The sequence below is a fragment of the Rhodococcus sp. DMU2021 genome (assembly GCF_019641445.1).
Lineage (GTDB): Bacteria > Actinomycetota > Actinomycetes > Mycobacteriales > Mycobacteriaceae > Rhodococcus > Rhodococcus pyridinivorans.
In genome coordinates, this window is the sequence record NZ_JAIFKB010000013.1 from 37,947 (window position 1) to 53,552 (window position 15,606).

18 protein-coding genes and 1 pseudogene are annotated in these 15,606 nt (G+C 68.7%); 12 read left to right on the forward strand and 7 right to left on the reverse strand.

Annotation, left to right across the window (positions count from 1 at the left end; genetic code table 11):
• Positions 1 to 2 precede the first annotated feature (2 nt).
• The 6 genes and pseudogenes from K3M35_RS17635 (at position 3) to K3M35_RS17660 (ending at position 6,051) form a co-directional block, all read left to right on the forward strand.
• Positions 3 to 1,022: an iron ABC transporter permease gene (locus tag K3M35_RS17635; RefSeq protein ID WP_220666836.1), complete on the forward strand. Its 1,020-nt coding sequence runs from the start codon at positions 3 to 5 to the stop codon at positions 1,020 to 1,022.
• The gene (locus K3M35_RS17640; RefSeq protein WP_374107775.1) at positions 1,019 to 2,071 is read left to right on the forward strand and encodes a FecCD family ABC transporter permease; all 1,053 of its coding nucleotides are present in this window, start codon (positions 1,019 to 1,021) and stop codon (positions 2,069 to 2,071) included. The genes K3M35_RS17635 and K3M35_RS17640 overlap by 4 nt, the downstream gene beginning before the upstream one ends.
• Complete coding sequence (locus K3M35_RS17645; RefSeq protein WP_033098034.1) at positions 2,068 to 2,868, forward strand: ABC transporter ATP-binding protein; 801 nt, start codon at positions 2,068 to 2,070, stop codon at positions 2,866 to 2,868. Before K3M35_RS17640 ends, K3M35_RS17645 begins: the two co-directional genes overlap by 4 nt.
• A gap of 159 nt (positions 2,869 to 3,027) precedes the next feature.
• Positions 3,028 to 3,258: pseudogene (locus K3M35_RS17650) on the forward strand (DNA polymerase IV); the annotation flags it as partial.
• Positions 3,259 to 3,307: 49 nt separating this feature from the next.
• The gene (locus tag K3M35_RS17655; RefSeq protein ID WP_220666806.1) at positions 3,308 to 5,305 is read left to right on the forward strand and encodes an ABC transporter ATP-binding protein; all 1,998 of its coding nucleotides are present in this window, start codon (positions 3,308 to 3,310) and stop codon (positions 5,303 to 5,305) included.
• The gene (locus K3M35_RS17660; protein ID WP_220666807.1) at positions 5,302 to 6,051 is read left to right on the forward strand and encodes an energy-coupling factor transporter transmembrane protein EcfT; all 750 of its coding nucleotides are present in this window, start codon (positions 5,302 to 5,304) and stop codon (positions 6,049 to 6,051) included. Before K3M35_RS17655 ends, K3M35_RS17660 begins: the two co-directional genes overlap by 4 nt.
• A gap of 4 nt (positions 6,052 to 6,055) precedes the next feature.
• Here the strand turns inward: K3M35_RS17660 and K3M35_RS17665 are convergent, their stop codons facing one another.
• Positions 6,056 to 6,715, reverse strand: a complete 660-nt coding sequence (locus tag K3M35_RS17665) for a DedA family protein (RefSeq protein WP_094980698.1) — start codon at positions 6,713 to 6,715, stop codon at positions 6,056 to 6,058.
• Between the two features lie 136 nt (positions 6,716 to 6,851).
• On the opposite strand from K3M35_RS17665, the gene K3M35_RS17670 reads away from it, so the two are divergent.
• Together K3M35_RS17670 and K3M35_RS17675 are read left to right on the forward strand one after the other, a co-directional pair.
• On the forward strand, positions 6,852 to 7,118 hold the full coding sequence (locus tag K3M35_RS17670) for a hypothetical protein (protein ID WP_006552865.1): 267 nt from the start codon (positions 6,852 to 6,854) through the stop codon (positions 7,116 to 7,118).
• Positions 7,115 to 7,597 carry a flavin reductase family protein gene (locus tag K3M35_RS17675; RefSeq protein WP_006552866.1) on the forward strand — a complete coding sequence of 161 codons (483 nt, stop codon included), beginning with the start codon at positions 7,115 to 7,117 and terminating at the stop codon, positions 7,595 to 7,597. Before K3M35_RS17670 ends, K3M35_RS17675 begins: the two co-directional genes overlap by 4 nt.
• A gap of 64 nt (positions 7,598 to 7,661) precedes the next feature.
• Here K3M35_RS17675 and K3M35_RS17680 read toward each other — a convergent pair whose 3' ends face one another.
• Both K3M35_RS17680 and K3M35_RS17685 read right to left on the reverse strand, forming a co-directional pair.
• Positions 7,662 to 9,266, reverse strand: a complete 1,605-nt coding sequence (locus K3M35_RS17680) for an MFS transporter (RefSeq protein ID WP_220666808.1) — start codon at positions 9,264 to 9,266, stop codon at positions 7,662 to 7,664.
• 90 nt (positions 9,267 to 9,356) lie between these two features.
• Positions 9,357 to 9,554, reverse strand: a complete 198-nt coding sequence (locus K3M35_RS17685; RefSeq protein ID WP_006552868.1) for a DUF4177 domain-containing protein — start codon at positions 9,552 to 9,554, stop codon at positions 9,357 to 9,359.
• 104 nt (positions 9,555 to 9,658) lie between these two features.
• Between K3M35_RS17685 and K3M35_RS17690 the strand changes: the two genes are divergently transcribed.
• Complete coding sequence (locus K3M35_RS17690; protein ID WP_259444187.1) at positions 9,659 to 10,621, forward strand: nitroreductase family protein; 963 nt, start codon at positions 9,659 to 9,661, stop codon at positions 10,619 to 10,621.
• A gap of 78 nt (positions 10,622 to 10,699) precedes the next feature.
• Here K3M35_RS17690 and K3M35_RS17695 read toward each other — a convergent pair whose 3' ends face one another.
• Positions 10,700 to 11,137, reverse strand: coding sequence for a PPOX class F420-dependent oxidoreductase (locus K3M35_RS17695; protein WP_371746955.1), 438 nt, complete (start codon positions 11,135 to 11,137; stop codon positions 10,700 to 10,702).
• Positions 11,138 to 11,194: 57 nt separating this feature from the next.
• Between K3M35_RS17695 and K3M35_RS17700 the strand changes: the two genes are divergently transcribed.
• Positions 11,195 to 11,974 carry a maleylpyruvate isomerase family mycothiol-dependent enzyme gene (locus tag K3M35_RS17700; RefSeq protein WP_094980693.1) on the forward strand — a complete coding sequence of 260 codons (780 nt, stop codon included), beginning with the start codon at positions 11,195 to 11,197 and terminating at the stop codon, positions 11,972 to 11,974.
• A gap of 102 nt (positions 11,975 to 12,076) precedes the next feature.
• Here K3M35_RS17700 and K3M35_RS17705 read toward each other — a convergent pair whose 3' ends face one another.
• On the reverse strand, positions 12,077 to 12,352 hold the full coding sequence (locus K3M35_RS17705) for a hypothetical protein (RefSeq protein WP_006552872.1): 276 nt from the start codon (positions 12,350 to 12,352) through the stop codon (positions 12,077 to 12,079).
• A 155-nt stretch (positions 12,353 to 12,507) separates the two neighbouring features.
• Complete coding sequence (locus tag K3M35_RS17710) at positions 12,508 to 13,380, reverse strand: AraC family transcriptional regulator (protein WP_006552873.1); 873 nt, start codon at positions 13,378 to 13,380, stop codon at positions 12,508 to 12,510.
• 36 nt (positions 13,381 to 13,416) lie between these two features.
• Here K3M35_RS17710 and K3M35_RS17715 point away from each other — a divergent pair, with 36 nt between their 5' ends.
• Positions 13,417 to 13,977, forward strand: a complete 561-nt coding sequence (locus K3M35_RS17715; protein WP_033098055.1) for a TIGR03086 family metal-binding protein — start codon at positions 13,417 to 13,419, stop codon at positions 13,975 to 13,977.
• 20 nt (positions 13,978 to 13,997) lie between these two features.
• Complete coding sequence (locus K3M35_RS17720) at positions 13,998 to 14,906, forward strand: pseudouridine-5'-phosphate glycosidase (RefSeq protein WP_094980692.1); 909 nt, start codon at positions 13,998 to 14,000, stop codon at positions 14,904 to 14,906.
• A gap of 30 nt (positions 14,907 to 14,936) precedes the next feature.
• On the opposite strand, the gene K3M35_RS17725 is transcribed toward K3M35_RS17720, so the two are convergent.
• Positions 14,937 to 15,602 carry an NUDIX domain-containing protein gene (locus tag K3M35_RS17725; RefSeq protein WP_024103645.1) on the reverse strand — a complete coding sequence of 222 codons (666 nt, stop codon included), beginning with the start codon at positions 15,600 to 15,602 and terminating at the stop codon, positions 14,937 to 14,939.
• Positions 15,603 to 15,606: the final 4 nt, after the last annotated feature.

The following is a 15,606-nucleotide window of genomic DNA, read 5'->3' on the forward strand; positions in this document are numbered from 1 at the left end:
CGATGCCGAGCGCCTCCGAGAAGGGGCGCTCGACCATCGGCAATTCCGTCTGGCTTCTCGTTCTGCTCGGTGTGCTCGTCCTGCTGGTGATCGCATCGATCACGATCGGTTCGCGCAACGTCGACTGGGCCGACATCGTCGCGGCTCTCGGCGGCGCCACCGACAACATCGGTCAGGGCGCGATCGCCAAACGCATCCCGCGCACGGTGCTCGCGATGCTGGTCGGCGGGGCGCTCGGTCTCGCCGGCGCCGTGATGCAGGGGGTGACCCGTAATCCCTTGGCGGACCCGGGCATTCTCGGCGTCAACATGGGTGCTTCGCTCGCCGTCGTGATCGGCATGGCATGGTTCGGACTGTGGACGCAGACGTCGATGATCTGGGTCGCGATCATCGGTGCCGCCGCCGCTGCGGTGTTCGTCTACACGATCGGGTCGCTCGGGCGTGGGGGAGCGACACCCCTCAAACTCGCCCTCGCCGGTGCCGCCACCTCGGCGGCGCTCGCGTCGTTCGTCACCGCCGTGATCCTGCCGCGCGGCGACATCGCCGGCAGCGTGCGGTCGTGGCAGATCGGCGGCGTGGGTGGAGCGAACTTCGACGCCATCTCCCAGGCGTTGCCGTTCTTCGTCGTCGGCTTCGCCATCTGCCTGCTGTCGGCGCGCAGCCTCAATTCGCTCGCGCTCGGCGACGACATGGCCGCCGGTCTCGGCGAACGGGTCGCTCTCGCCCGCGGCATCGCCTCGCTCGGTGCGGTGCTGTTGTGCGGGGCGGCGACCGCCATCGCCGGCCCCATCGCGTTCGTCGGCCTCGTCGTGCCGCACCTGTGCCGGTTGCTCATCGGCATCGACAACCGGTGGTTGCTGCCGTTTTCCGCTCTCGTCGGCGCGGGATTGCTCACCGCCGCCGATGTCGTCGGCCGCATCGTGGCGCGACCCGCCGAAATCGACGTCGGCATCATCACCGCGCTCATCGGAGCGCCCTTCTTCGTGTACATCGTCCGACGGCAGAAACTGCGCGAACTGTGACCGCCACACTCGAGACCATCGACACCGGCATCGACGACCTCGCCGCGAGCCGGATACGGCGCGGACGCCGACGCCGTCTCGTCATCGGCGTGCTCGCAACCCTCGTGGTCGCGGCCTTCGCGGCGAGTCTGATGTTCGGCCGGACGTTCTATCCGCCCGCGGACGTGCTGCGTGTCGTCCTCGGACAGGACGTGGCCGGCGCGAACTTCACGGTCGGCCGCCTGCGGCTTCCCCGCGCGGTCCTCGCGGTGGTCGCCGGCATCTGTTTCGGGCTCGGCGGCATCACCTTCCAGACGATGCTCCGCAACCCGCTCGCGAGCCCCGACATCATCGGCATCAGCTCCGGCGCGAGCGCCGCGGCGGCCTTCGCCATCATCGTGCTCGGACTCGGTGGCACCGGGGTGTCGGTCGTCGCGATCGTCGCCGGTCTCGCCGTGGCTCTCCTGATCTACGGCCTGTCCTATCGCGGCGGGGTGGCGGGCACACGCCTGATCCTCATCGGCATCGGGATCGCCGCCATGCTCGACAGCGTCACCTCCTACCTGCTGAGCACCGCGGCGACCTGGGATCTGCAGGAGACGATGCGCTGGCTCACCGGCAGCCTCAACGGTGCGACGTGGGGTGCGGCGGTGCCCGTCGTCGCCGCCCTCCTGGTGCTCGGGCCCGTGCTGCTCGTGCAGACACGCAACCTGTCGATGGTCCAGCTCGGCGACGATGCCGCGCAGGCACTCGGCGTGCGGGTCGAACGCACACGCGTGTTCGCGATCGTCTCCGCGGTCGGACTCATCGCGTTCGCGACCGCCGCGGCCGGACCCATCGCATTCGTCGCCTTCCTGTCCGGCCCGATCGCCGCGCGGATCGTGGGGCGGGGCACGTCGCTGTTCGTCCCGGCGGCACTCGTCGGGGCGCTGCTCGTGCTGGTCGCGGATTTCGTCGGCCAATACGCCTTCGGCACGCGCTACCCGGTGGGGGTGGTGACGGGTGCGCTCGGCGCGCCCTATCTCGTCTACCTCATCATTCGCTCCAACCGCGCGGGAGGCTCGCTGTGACCGCAACGCACGCCCTGATCGCCGAGAACCTCGAACTCGGCTACGGCAACCGCACCGTCGTCGAGAACCTCGACCTGCAGGTGCCGCCGGGGCGGATCACGTGCATCGTCGGCGCCAACGCGTGCGGGAAATCGACGCTGCTGCGGTCGATGTCGCGACTGTTGTCGCCGCGCGGCGGCCACGTCCTGCTCGACGGCAAGGACGTCCACCGCTTGCCCGCCAAGAAGCTCGCCCGCACGCTCGGGCTGCTGCCGCAGTCGCCGATCGCCCCCGAGGGCATCGTCGTCGCCGATCTGGTGGGCCGCGGCCGGCATCCGCACCAGCGGGTGCTCTCGCGCTGGAGCCGGGAGGACGACGCGGCAGTGGCCGATGCGCTCGCCGCCACCCACACCACCGAACTCGCCGAGCGTTCCGTGGACGAACTGTCGGGCGGTCAGCGGCAGCGCGTGTGGATCGCGATGGTGCTCGCGCAGCAGACCGACCTGCTGCTACTCGACGAACCCACCACCTTCCTCGACGTCAGCCACCAGGTGGAGGTGCTCGACCTGCTCACCGACCTCAACCGCGACCGCGGGACGACCATCGTCATGGTCCTGCACGACCTCAACCTCGCCGCGCGCTACGCCGACCACCTCGTCGCGATGGCCGACGGCAGCATCTATGCGTCGGGGGATCCCTCCGAGGTGCTCACCGGGGAGACCGTGAAGGCGGTCTTCGGTCTGGACAGTCGCGTGATCTCCGATCCGGTCTCCGGCAAGCCGCTGGTGCTGCCGGTGGGTCGGCACCACATCATGTGATCGTCCATCCGCTACAGGAATGGTCATCCGCTACGGCAATTGCCATAGCGGACGGCAAGAGCGGTAGCGAATGCTCGAGGCAAGGACTGTTCGGTCGATCCGCACCGCTCACCCGGAATCCGGGCCCGCACCCGTGGCGAGCGTCCTACGGTTGTCGGCATGGGCACGCCCGGCATCGACCAGTGGGTCCTTCACGTCGACCTCGACCAGTTCATCGCCGCGGTCGAGGTTCTGCGCAATCCGGAATTGGCGGGCCGGCCGGTGGTGGTCGGCGGTCGCGGCGATCCCACCGCGCGCGGAGTGGTCTCCACCGCCTCCTACGAGGCGCGCGAGCACGGGGTGGGATCGGGGATGCCACTGCGGGTCGCCGTGCGCAAGATCCCCGACGCGGGAACGTGCGGTCGCACTAGCGGCTGGCAGACTGGACCCGGTGCGATCGGTGACCAGGACACGGGGACCTCTACGACCACCGGAGGCCGCCGCAGCGGCGGTCTTCGGGACGTTGACGGCTGTGCTGTCGGTCGTCGCGGGACTGATACCCGTCGGTGTCGCCCAGGTGCTCGTGGCGCTCCCCGTCGCTTTCCTCGGCGCCACCGGCCGCCTGCGCGCGATCGTCGCTGCGACGGTCGCCGCCGGTGTCGTGGCGCTCGTGGCCGGTGGGCCGTTCGCCGTCGCCGCGGTCGTCGTCCTGTCCGGGATCGGAACGCTCGTCGGGTTCGCGCACAGGCGGTGGGGTCACGTGGCGGTGCTCGCGGTGCTGGCCGGATCCATCCCGGCCGGGCTGCTGCTCGCGGCCGCCGCCTGCGGTCTGCTGTTGCTGTTCGACCGGACCCGGGTGCTGCTGCTCGAGGCACTGGAAGCCTCGATGCGCGGCACGCTCCAGGCGTTCGAGGCAGCGGGGGCCGGCCAGCAGTTCGTCGACACCTGGGACCGGACCCTCGAGATCATGGTGCGGCTGTGGTGGGTGTGGATCGGTGGCGCAGTGCTGGTCGGGACCGTGGGCACCGCACTGCTGTGCTTCGGGATCTTCCGGGTGGTCGCCCTGCGCAGTACGTGGGCGACCCGATCGATCGATTGGCCCGAGCAGGACCCCACAGCCGACCCGGCTCCGCTGCCCGTCGCACTGCGTCTGGTCGGTTACCGGTATCCGGGAACCGAGCGCGACGCCCTGTCGGACATCGACCTCACGATCGAACCGGGAGAGTTCGTCGCGATCGTCGGCGGCAACGGCTCGGGCAAGTCGACACTCGTGCGGCTGCTCGCGGGACTCGAGCCGACCGTCGGCCTGGTCGACCGTCCCGGACCCGTCGGACCGGGACGCCCCGGTGGCACCGCGATGATCCTGCAGCATCCCGAGAGTCAGGTGCTCGGTCGCACGGTCGCCGAGGACCTGCGGTGGGGGATCGACGACGTCGACGTCGAAGATCTGCTCGCCCGGGTCGGCCTGGCCGGGATGGCGGACCGTGCCACGGAGGATCTGTCCGGCGGGCAACTGCAGCGACTGGCACTGGCGGGCGCTCTGGCCCGGCGACCCGCACTGCTCATCGCCGACGAGATCACCGCGATGGTCGACGCCGACAGCCGCGCGGAGCTGATCCGCCTGCTCGCCGACGTCGCTCGGGACGGCACCGCGGTCGTGCTCGTCACCCACCTCGACGACGAGGCCCGCGCCGCAGACCGCGTCGTGCACATCGCCGACGGCCGGATCGTCCCGCGGGTTGCGCCGCAGCCACTGCCGTCGCCAGTCCTGGCGACCGCCCCGTCCTTCCCACAGCCGGTTCTCGAACTGCGCGACGTCACGCACATCTACGCGGCCGGCACACCCTGGGCACACACCGCGCTGCGCGAGGTGTCGCTGACGATCTGCCGCGGTGAAGGGGTACTGGTCGTCGGGGAGAACGGTTCGGGCAAGTCCACGCTCGCGTGGATCGTCGCCGGACTGATGCGCCCCACGCGCGGAACGGCCGTGCTGCACGACACCCCGACGGCCGATCTGCACGGAGAAGTGGGCATGGTCTTCCAGCAGGCACGGCTGCAGTTGCAACGACCGACCGTGGCCCAGGAGATCTCCGAGGTGGCCGGGCTTCCGCACACCGACCGCGGCTACGTCGCCGCCGTCCTGCACCGGGTGGGTCTGCGTCCCGAACTGATCGACCGGCCGATCGACCGGCTCAGCGGCGGTGAGATGCGGCGGGTCGCGATCGCCGCCCAACTCGCCCGCACCCCGCGGGTGCTGGTGCTCGACGAACCGCTGGCCGGACTGGATCTGCGGGGCCGCCGCGAGGTCGTCTCGATCCTCGCCCATCTACGCGCGGTCGAGCACGTCACCGTCGTCGTCATCTCCCACGACCTGCACGGAATGGAAGAGGTGTGTTCACGCACCGTGGTGCTCGAGGACGGACGCATCGTGGAGCAGACGGGAGCGGTGATCACATGAGTCGCACACGTACGCGGCAGCGCCGCCCCGTCATCCTGCTGCGACCCGTGCCGCGGGAGACACCCCTGCACCGGGTGTGGGCCGGGACGAAGGTGCTGTCGGCAGCGGCGCTGTCAGTGGCGGTGAGCTTCGCTCCGAGTTGGACCGGACTCGGCATCCTGCTCAGCGTGCTGGTGGTCGGCGTGCTCGTCGCGCGGATCCCCCGCGGGGTGGTTCCGACGATTCCGTGGTGGGTGTTCGCGGTCCTCGCGGTCGGTCTGGTCCTCAACGCCGCGGGTGGCGGGCTCCCCGCCTACGTCCGGACGATCCTGCTCGGCGTGGGGTTGCTGGTCCTTGCGTCGCTGGTGGGGTGGACGACGCGACTGTCCGACCTCGTCGACGCCCTGCCGGTGCTGTTCGCCCCACTGCGACTGCTACGGATGCCCGTCGACGAATGGGTGACGGTGTGCGCGCTGGCGCTGCGCATGCTGCCGACCGTGCGTGCCGAGATGCGCGTGCTGTTCGCCGCCCGCAAGGTGCGCGGCCGGCCCGGCTTCCGCAATCCGGCGGGATGGTGGCACGAGGTGATCGACGCCGTCGGCGCGGTGGTGTCGGTGTCGATGCGGCAGGTCCGCGATCTCGGCGATGCACTGTCGGTGCGGGGACCACGATCGGCGACCCGCCCGCCACTGCGACTGCGGCTCGGAGACGTCGTCACCGTCCTGGTCGTCGCGGGCGCGTGCGCGGCGATCACCGTGTGGGGCTGAGCCGTCAGTCGCGGCTCTCCGAAGCACTGTCCTTCGACCGCGAGCGGATCCGCTTCACGAGCGCGTAACCGATCACCGCGACGACGACCGCGATCACGACGTACTGCAGCACCGAGGCATACGGTTCCACGGCGCTCCAGTTCTCGCCGAGCTGGTAACCGGCCAGCACGAAGATCGAGTTCCAGATCAGACTGCCCGCGGTGGTGAAGGCCAGGAACTGCCAGATCGGCATCTGTGTGACACCGGCGGGGATGGAGATGAGACTGCGGAAGACGGGCACCATCCGACCGAAGAAGACGGCCTTGCGTCCGTGCCGCTCGAACCACGCGGTCGAACGATCGAGGTCCTCGACGTCGACGAGCGGCAACTTCCGCACGACCTTACGGATCCGGTCCTCACCCACCCAGCGGCCGATCGAATACAGACCGAGAGCGCCGACCACCGAACCGAGGGTCGTCCAGAACAGCGCACCGAACAGGGTGAAACTGCCCAGGCTTGCGGCGAACCCGGCGAGCGGCAGGATGACCTCGCTGGGGAGCGGCGGAAAGAAGTTCTCGAGAGCGATCGCGATGCCGGCGCCGACACCGCCGAGGCGATCCATCAACTCGAGCGCCCATCCTGCGAGACCGTCCGTGGGGGCTGACTGTGAATCCGCGACACTCATCCACCCGACCCTACCGAGGGGTCGTCGAGGTTTCCGCTCGTACGGATCGAAACAGTTCCGGTCTGCTCGATCGGCGAGAAGGATGGCGGCGAATGTCGCTCTCCACCCCGAGGGCCGATCCGGAAGGTGGTCTCCAGTGACGATCGTTGTCGTCGCGGGCAACCCGAAGCCCGCGTCCCGCACCCTCGACGCCGGAGCCCGCCTCGCCACGGCCCTCACCGGACGAGAGCCCGATCACGTTGTGGATGTGATCACACTCGGTGGTAGAACTGGGGCGCTATGCCCGGCCCCCGGCCTGTATCTTCACGATTCGACCTACACAACCGAGATCCGTATCGCGGACTACGCCGAACGCTGGTCGTCGGTGCTGTCCGCCGCACTTCGAAACGAGGCCGCCTCATGACCACTCTCGACGGACCGTCTCTGCGCCAGGCATTCGCGCACGTCCCCTCGGGCGTCGTCGCGATCTGCGCGGAGATGGACGGAGAGCGGATCGGGATGGCGGCGAGCACTTTCGTGCCGGTGTCGCTCGATCCGCCGCTCGTCTCGTTCTGCGTACAGAACACCTCGACCACATGGCCGCGTCTGGCGTCGCTCCCGCATCTCGGCATCAGCGTGCTGAGCGAGGAGCACGACGGTGCCGCGCGGGTGCTCGCCGCGAAGAACGGCGATCGCTTCGCCGGGATCGACATCGAGAGCCGCGAAGGCGGCGCGCTGTTCGTCTCGGGCACGAGCGTGCGCATGGACGTGACTGTGCAGCAGGAGGTTCCGGCGGGCGACCACGCGATCGTCGTACTGCGCATCAACGAACTGCTCACCGACGCCGATGTCGAACCCATCGTGTTCCACCGCAGTTCGTTCCGTCGACTGCTCGCGTCCTGACCTGCATACGATCGATTTCGGTGGTTCCACCCCCGCTCAGCGCGGGTGGAACCACCGAAGTTCTCTAGGGCGGTGGTGTTCCGACCGATCGTCGCGGCAGCCGTCCGGTTCCGAACAGCGCCGCGATCGCGAGGAGCGCTGTCACAGCGAACGCGGCGCGTAGCCCTTCGAGTCGAGCGTCGGCGTTGACCGCGACGAGTGCTTCCGTTGTGGACGGGTCGACACCCGCCTCGTCGAGCCCGGCCCGCAACTGGGTCGTGGACAGGAACGGCACACCGGAGGCCAGCTCGGTCGTCGCCTGCTGCTGCACCGACGGCGGGATGTCGGAATTGTCCTCGATTCCGGCAACGACCGATGCGGTGAGGGTGGCGATCAGGATCGATCCGATCAGTGCGGTGCCCAGCGACGCCCCGAGATTCGTTGCGGTGTTCTGCAAACCGCCGACCTCGGCGCTCTGGGAATCCGGTACCGACGAGACCGTGATCGCGCCGAGCTGGGACGCCAACGCTCCCAGGCCGAGACCCATCAACAACATCGGTATCGACACCACGGCCGCATCGGCACCCGGGTCCATACCGGCAACGAGGATCAGGATCCCCAGGATCATCGAACCCAGACCCATACGCACCACACGTCGGGGATCGGCGTGGGGTCGCACTTTCGGGATCACCGTTGCGGCCAGCACCAGCGCGATCGACAACGGCAGGATCCGCACACCTGTCTGGACTGCGCTGAGTTCGAGTACGACCGACAGGAAGAGAGGGACGGAGAAGAAGACTCCGGCCTGCACCGCGAACTGTGCGAAGAACATCGTCAGACCACCGACGAGCTGTCGGTTGGCGAACAGCCCCGGATCGACCAGCGGGTCGCGGCCCTTGCTCATGAGAGCGTTCTGCCATCGCACGAATGCATAGAGCACCAGCGAGCCCGCGACGAGAAGCCAGATGACCGGGGACAGGCCCAGTACGGCGGGTGCGCCCGGCTCGGCCCGTACCCAGCCCCACTCGCTCGAGCGCAGGACGCCGTAGACGACGGATCCCAGACCGAGCACAGACAGTGCGGATCCCACGAGGTCGAGGTGGACGCGGTGAGGGGGAACGTCCTCGATGCGGCGCAGCACCAGCAGGATCAGCACCACCAGGACGACCTCACCGAAGAAGACGTAGCGCCACGACGCGAACGTCGTGACGGCCCCGCCCAGCAACGGACCCACAGCCACGGCCGACGCACCGGCCGCCGCCACCAGACCGTACGCTGCGGAACGTCGCTCGGGAGCGAAGTTGGCCGCGACGAGCGAGACGATCGCCGGCATTATCAGGGCCGCGCCGATGCCTTCGAGCAACGACCAGCCCACCAGTAGGACCGCGAGGTTCGGGGCGAGTCCGGTGGTGAACGAGCCGATGCCGTAGATGACCAGTCCGACACCGAACGCGCGACGTCGACCGAGGATCGTGCCGACCTTCCCGCCGGTGATCATCAAGGATGCCATCACCAGGGTGTAGAGGGTGATCGCGGTCTGGATGCCGGTGATCGTGGTGCCGACGTCCTGCGCGACGGTCGCCATCGACACGTTCATCACCGAGCTGTCGAGCGTCATCAGGAACTGGCCCGACGCCAGCACTGCGAGTACCAGTGTCGAACCCGAGCGGACCTCCGGCTGCGACGACACCTGTCCGTCCTTCGGCTCAGGTCGCCGGCAACGGCCGACAGGAGCTACTGCCGCTACCGGTGGGCACCGGCATCCGATGCGACATGACTTCTATTCTTCGCGTTCGAACGTCACGAGCATTCCCTCGACGCCACCGGGACCGATCCGTCCCTTGATGTCGGCGGAGGTGATCGCCTTCAGGCGCCACCCATCTCGGGCATGATCGTTGAGGATCTTCTCGAGCTTGCCGCCGGACATCTTCCCGCCGAGCATGCCCTCGCGGATCTCGATCACCTTGTACGAGTACACCCGTTCAGCTTACGGTCGTCCCGCGAGAATCTCGTCGAAATCCGACGGCTGTACGTGACACTGGAAGGTGACGTTATCGAAACCCGGAGGCAGCAGTGGAGACGATGCCGGACCGTCGGACTCTCGAGTCGGCAGTTGCGCTCGCGAGTCGCGCGCCGTCGCTTCACAACAGCCAGCCGTGGCGGTGGACTCTGGACGCGGACGAGCTTGCGCTGTTCAGCGACAGTGATCGCATCCTTCCGGCCACCGATCCGTCCGGTCGTCAGATGGTGTTGTCCTGTGGAGCAGTGCTGCACCATCTGCGGGTGGCGCTCACCGCCCGGCACTGGGCCACGGTGGTCGAACGGATGCCGGACGCGACGAATCGTCGTTGTCTCGCGACGCTGCGCTTCCGCCGACTTGACGCGGTGACCGACACCGACCTCCGGATGGCAGAGGCGATCGGCCGCCGACGTACCGAGCGGTTACCGATGGGGGCTCCGCAGGAGTGGGCTCGGACCGAGAGCGCTCTGCAGATGTTCGCCGAACCCGCGGGTGTCCGCCTGAGTGCCATCGCCGAACACGAGCGACCTGCACTGGAAGAGCTGTCCCGTCGCATCGGCGGTCAGCGTCGCTCCGATGCGGCCTACCAGACGGAACTTTCCTGGTGGGCCGGGCACGGGATGCACCCGGACGGAATACCTCCGGACGCACTCCCACCGGGACGGCGCACGGTAGCGACGGAGCGGGAGTTCCCTCCCGGCAACGCGACCGGCGAGTCGGCAGAGACGGAGGACCGAGCCGCGATACTTCTCCTGTCGACCACGACGGACACGCGGCTCGACTGGCTGCGGAGCGGTGAAGCCCTATCGGCCGTGCTCCTCGCGTGCACCGCCCGTGGACTGGCCACCTGCTCCGTCACGCACCTGACGGAATCCGAATCCTCACGTGCGTTCCTGCGGGAAACGGCCCGCATCGAGGGCGTGCCGCAAGTGATGATCCGGGTCGGTGTACGCGCGGGACCGGGTCCGGATGCGGCGACGCCGCGCCGTCCGACTTCCGCGATTCTGTTCCGCAAGCAATCCTGATCCCGAACTTCGGTGTTCCCGACCGAGCTCAGCGACGTCGAAACCACCAGAATAGTTCGAGGACAACAAAAGCCCGGATCAGCGGGCGGCGCCGTAGAAGCGGGAGACCCGTACACGCAGCAGCAACCTGCGATCGGCGACCATCGCGGCCCGGAAGTCGTCCCAGTCCGGATGCTCGCCCTGCACCGCTCGATACAACTCGACGAGCTGCTCGACGGTGTCGTCGTGGGGGTCCGCGGCCACCGGCGTCAGCTCGGCCTCGCCCTCCGCGACGGCGTAGGACCACTTGTCGTCGGAGTCGACGAACAGGCTCACACGCGGGTCGCGGCGCACGTTCCGGGTCTTTGCCCGGTCGTCGGTGATGGAGACGGAGAACGTGCGGGTCGCGGGCTCGTACCGGTAGGTGACGTTCGACAACTGGGGTCGCCCGTCGCGCTTGATCGTCGCGAGCACAGCGACACCGGTGGGAGGGAACAGGGCTTCGAGTGCGCTCTCGTCGGCCGGCATGGCGCCCAGCCTACGGCCGACCGTGCAGAATCGGGGCGGGTATCGGGCCGAGTACGAAGGGTAGGCATGCTGGACTACGCGCGTTACTGCGGAGAGATCGTCGAACAGACGGAACTGCTGGTGGACTCACTGGCCGGGCAGGACATGACCACACCGGTGCCGTCGTGCCCGGGATGGAACCTCGGTCAGCTCGCCCGACACATCGGCTACGGCCACCGCTGGGCGAGCGAGGCGGTCCGCGGTGAAGGGTCGATGCCGCGCACCGACCGCGCGATGCGGGAGTTGGCGGACTACGTCGACGAGGATCCGGACGAGCTGATTCCGTGGTTACGGGAAGGAGCGCGCGAATTCGGGGCCGCGTTGCGGGAGGTCGGTCCGAACATGCGGGTGTGGACACCGATCCCGGGTGGCAAGAAGACCCCGGAGTTCTTCGCCCGACGCTTCGCCCACGAGACCGTGGTGCATCGCGCCGACGCTGCACTCGCACTGGGAGCGGACTTCGAGCCGGCCCACGATCTTGCGGTGGACTGCGTGGACGAATGGCTCGACCTGGCGGTCGTCACCTGGCCACGACTCGATGTCGAACGGCACCGCGCGTTGCACGGACCCGACCGGACGCTGCATTTCCACGCGACGGACACGTCGGCGGAATGGGTCGTGGACCTGTCCGGCGAGGACTTCGCGTGGCGGCATGCCCACGAGAAGAGTGCCGTGGCGGTACGCGGCCCGCTGACGGAACTGCTGTTGGTGCTCTATCGTCGGCGCGCTGTGGGCGCAGCCGACGTGGAGGTCTTCGGCGACTCCGGGTTCCTGGCGTCCTGGCTCGACGTCAGTCCCTTCGGATAGAACGCACAGCGGGTGGCCGCACCGCGACGGGCCCGAGTGGTCGCACCGCGACGGGCCCGAGTAGTCGCACCGCGACGGCGAGACGCGGCCCCCACCTATGAACTAGACCGACAGGCGCGAGGCCGAGTACGCGTGGCGGATCGCGTCGAGTGCGCTGGTGCAGGGAATATGAGCTTCCTGCAGCGAATGGATCACCTCGGCGATCGGTCCGGACTGCTCGAAGGCGCTACCGGCGGCGACGGCCCAGGCGACTTCGCCGGGCTCGAACGTCCGGGTGGGCTTCCATCCTCGCTGAGGAGCGAGCTCGCGCAGAGTGCTCCAGTGTGCGACCTCGTCCGCATCCGGACGTCCGATGAAAAGTAGGCGGTCGTGTCCCACGGTGAACCCCTTCGTTCCTTCTCGTGCTTCGACAGGTAGGTCGTCTTCACTGTGCGCTTCGTTACATTCACCTGATCGAGAAGCGTCGCAGGTTTAGGACCTTCCACTATGTGGTACACCCGCCCGAATCCGACGGACCTGTCGGACAAGGGCGATCATCCACCGCCGTAGCGAGCCGCGAACGCGCCCGGCGTCATGCCCATGACCCTCGCGAAATCACGTACGAAATGCGGCTGGTCGGCGTAACCGAGGACCGCGGCGACCTCCGACAACGAACCGGGTTTCTCGCGCAGGCGACCGGCGGCCTCCTGCAGTCGCCGCCGCTGGATCAGCCACTTCGGGGTCAGCCCGATCCGTCGCTGGACGAGGCGTTGCAGCGCGCGCTCGCCGAGACCGAACTCCGCGCGCACCTGCTCGACCCGCAGGACGTCGGAGTTCTCCTCGACGAACGCCACCACCCGGTTGACCAGTCGCCCCTCCTCATCGATCGGCAGATGGGCGCGCAGCACGTCGTCGAACGCCTCCGTCGCGGCGCGGTGCGACTCGCGAGAGTCCGGGCCGTGTGCCATCGCCTCCCGAACCCGCGTGATCAGACGCGCGCCGGCATCGCCGAGGACATCGGTGAGGTCGACGGCCCGGTCGGTGAACGCCGCGAGCGAGGTGCCCGTGATCAGTGCCCCGGCCGCCGGGCTGAGCATGGACCCGACCGCCCAGCCCTCGCCGGTGAGGGTGACCGTGGACAGTCCGTGTTCGACACCGTAGAAGCGCGCGTAATCGTGCGCAACCACCAGTTGGCAGACCGGATAGCGCAGCACCCGCTGGGGTGCCTCCCGCCCGGCCGGCACCGACCACACGGGAATCCAGTACCGCTGCATCAGATCCGTGAGGTCGGAAGCGGCGGGATAACGGTGGATGGTGTGCGAGGCGTCGTGCGGATCCTTCAGGTGGGCACGTTCGATGTCGTCGCGACCGCCGACACGGTCGGTGTCGTCGTGACCGCCGAGGGGGTCGCCGCCGTCGGGTTTCATCAATACCTCACGCTCGCCGGTCGTCAGTATCGAGTCATGAATACAACAGCACTGCGACACGCAGAGGCCGACAAGCCGCTCACCGACGTGATCTCGTCGCTCCGCGGCACCGACTGGGATGCGCAGTCGCCGTGTGAGGGGTGGACGGCGCGCGACGTCCTGGCCCACGTCATCGACACGCAGCGGGACTTCTTCGCCGGACGCGGCGTCGAGATGGGGGAGCGGCCCGAGACCGACCGTCCTGTCGAGGCGTGGAGGACGCACACGGCACGGATCGCCGAGATCCTCGCGGACGACTCGTTCGTCTCGACGACATACGACGGATACTTCGGGCCGACCACGGTGGGTGCGACCTTCGAACAGTTCTACCTCTGGGACATGCTCGTGCATCGCTGGGACATCGCACGCAGCGCGGGGGTCGATGTGACCTTCTCGGACGCCGAACTCGACCGGATGGAGGCCGGCGCCGACAGTTTCGGCGACGCGCTCTACATGGACGGTGTCTGTGCTCCGGCGGTGCCGGTTCCCGAGGACGCAGACCGCACGGCCCGGATCCTCGCGAAGATGGGACGTCGCACGGCCGCGTCGATCGGTTAGGCCGCGTTATCGTCGGTCGTATGAGCGAAACGATCCGCGTCGCGGACTACGTGCGCGAAGCGATCGCGGCCGGACGGCCGGTCGTGGCGCTCGAATCGACGATCTTCACACACGGCCTCACCCGGCCACGCAACGTCGAGGTCGCCCTCGAGGCCGAGAAATGTCTGCGCGATTCCGGGGTGCTGCCCGCGACCATCGGGGTTGTCGACGGCACGCCGACGGTCGGTTTGTCGGAACAGCAGATCCGCATGCTCGGTGCCGAGGACGTCCCGGTCGTCAAGCTCGGTAGCCGCGACCTGCCGGTCGCGGCGGCGAAGGGATTGCACGGGGGGACCACGGTGTCGGCGACGGCGCTGCTCGCGCATCGCGCCGGGATCGACGTATTCGCCACCGGCGGCCTGGGCGGCGTGCATCGGGGGGCTTCGTCGACCTTCGACGAGAGCGCGGATCTCGTTGCGCTGGCGACACTTCCGATCCTCGTGGTGAGCGGCGGCGTCAAATCCGTCCTCGACATCCCTGCCACACTCGAACGGCTCGAGACGCTCGGGGTGGTCGTGGTCGGCTATCGGACCACGCGTTTTCCCGGCTTCTATGTGCGCGACAGCGGCTGCGATGTCGACGAGGTGGAGTCGGCGGAGCAGGCCGCGGCGGTGGCGCGGGCGCGGGACGGGCTGGGTCTGCGGGCGGCGGTGCTCGTCGGGAATCCGGTGGCGGCCGAGGCTCAGATCGATCCGGAACTGCACGATCGCGTGCTCGCCGAGGCCGAACACGCCGCAGCCGAGGCCGGGACACGCGGCAAGGCGATCACCCCGTTCCTGCTCGAACACATGCACCGGGCCACCGAGGGGCGCTCGCTCGAGACGAATGTCGCGGTCTATCGCGGGAACGTCGCGGTCGCCGCGGAGATCGCGCACGCGCTGGCGTCCTGATTCTTCATTGCAGGCCGACGGCCTGATTTCTCACTGCAGGAGGAAGGCGGCGGTGGACGACGGCAGGGGAGTGCCGCGCCGGCGGTAGATCTCGGCGGGCCGGCCCGTGCCCTCCCTGTGCAGTTCGCCGGTGGGTTCGAGGCCGTGCAGCAGGTGCCGGCGGAAGGTGTCCTTGGGATAGCTGCGGGCATAGACGGTCTCGTACAGCAGCCGCAGGTCGAGCACGGTGAACTGCTCGCCGAGGAAGTTGCCGGGGTCGACCTCGGCGGAGTACCTGCGTCGCAGGTCGGCGACGGCCAGGTCGACGATCTCGGCATGGTCGAAGGCGAGGTCGGAGGTCTCGGTGGTCGGCACGAGATACGCCTCGGCGGGGATCTCGGCGACCGGCACCGCGGCGCCGTGGGCCATCGACAGCACCCACCCGCGGTCGTCGCGCTCGGGATCGTCGAGCATGGCCAGCTGGTGGAAGTCGACACCCGTGAGTCCGGCCTTGTCGCGCAGGGCGCGTTCGGCGGCCTCGGCGAGTCGCTCACCGGGGTGCAGGAAGGTGCCCGGCAGGGCGAAGGTGCCGTCGGGACGTTCGACGACCAGAACCTTCAGTACTTCGTCGATGGTGAGGACGGCGACGTCCACGGCCACCGAGGGGCGCGGGTAGTCGGTGAGCGACCTGCCGGTCGAGTCGGTCGGTGTGCCCATGATG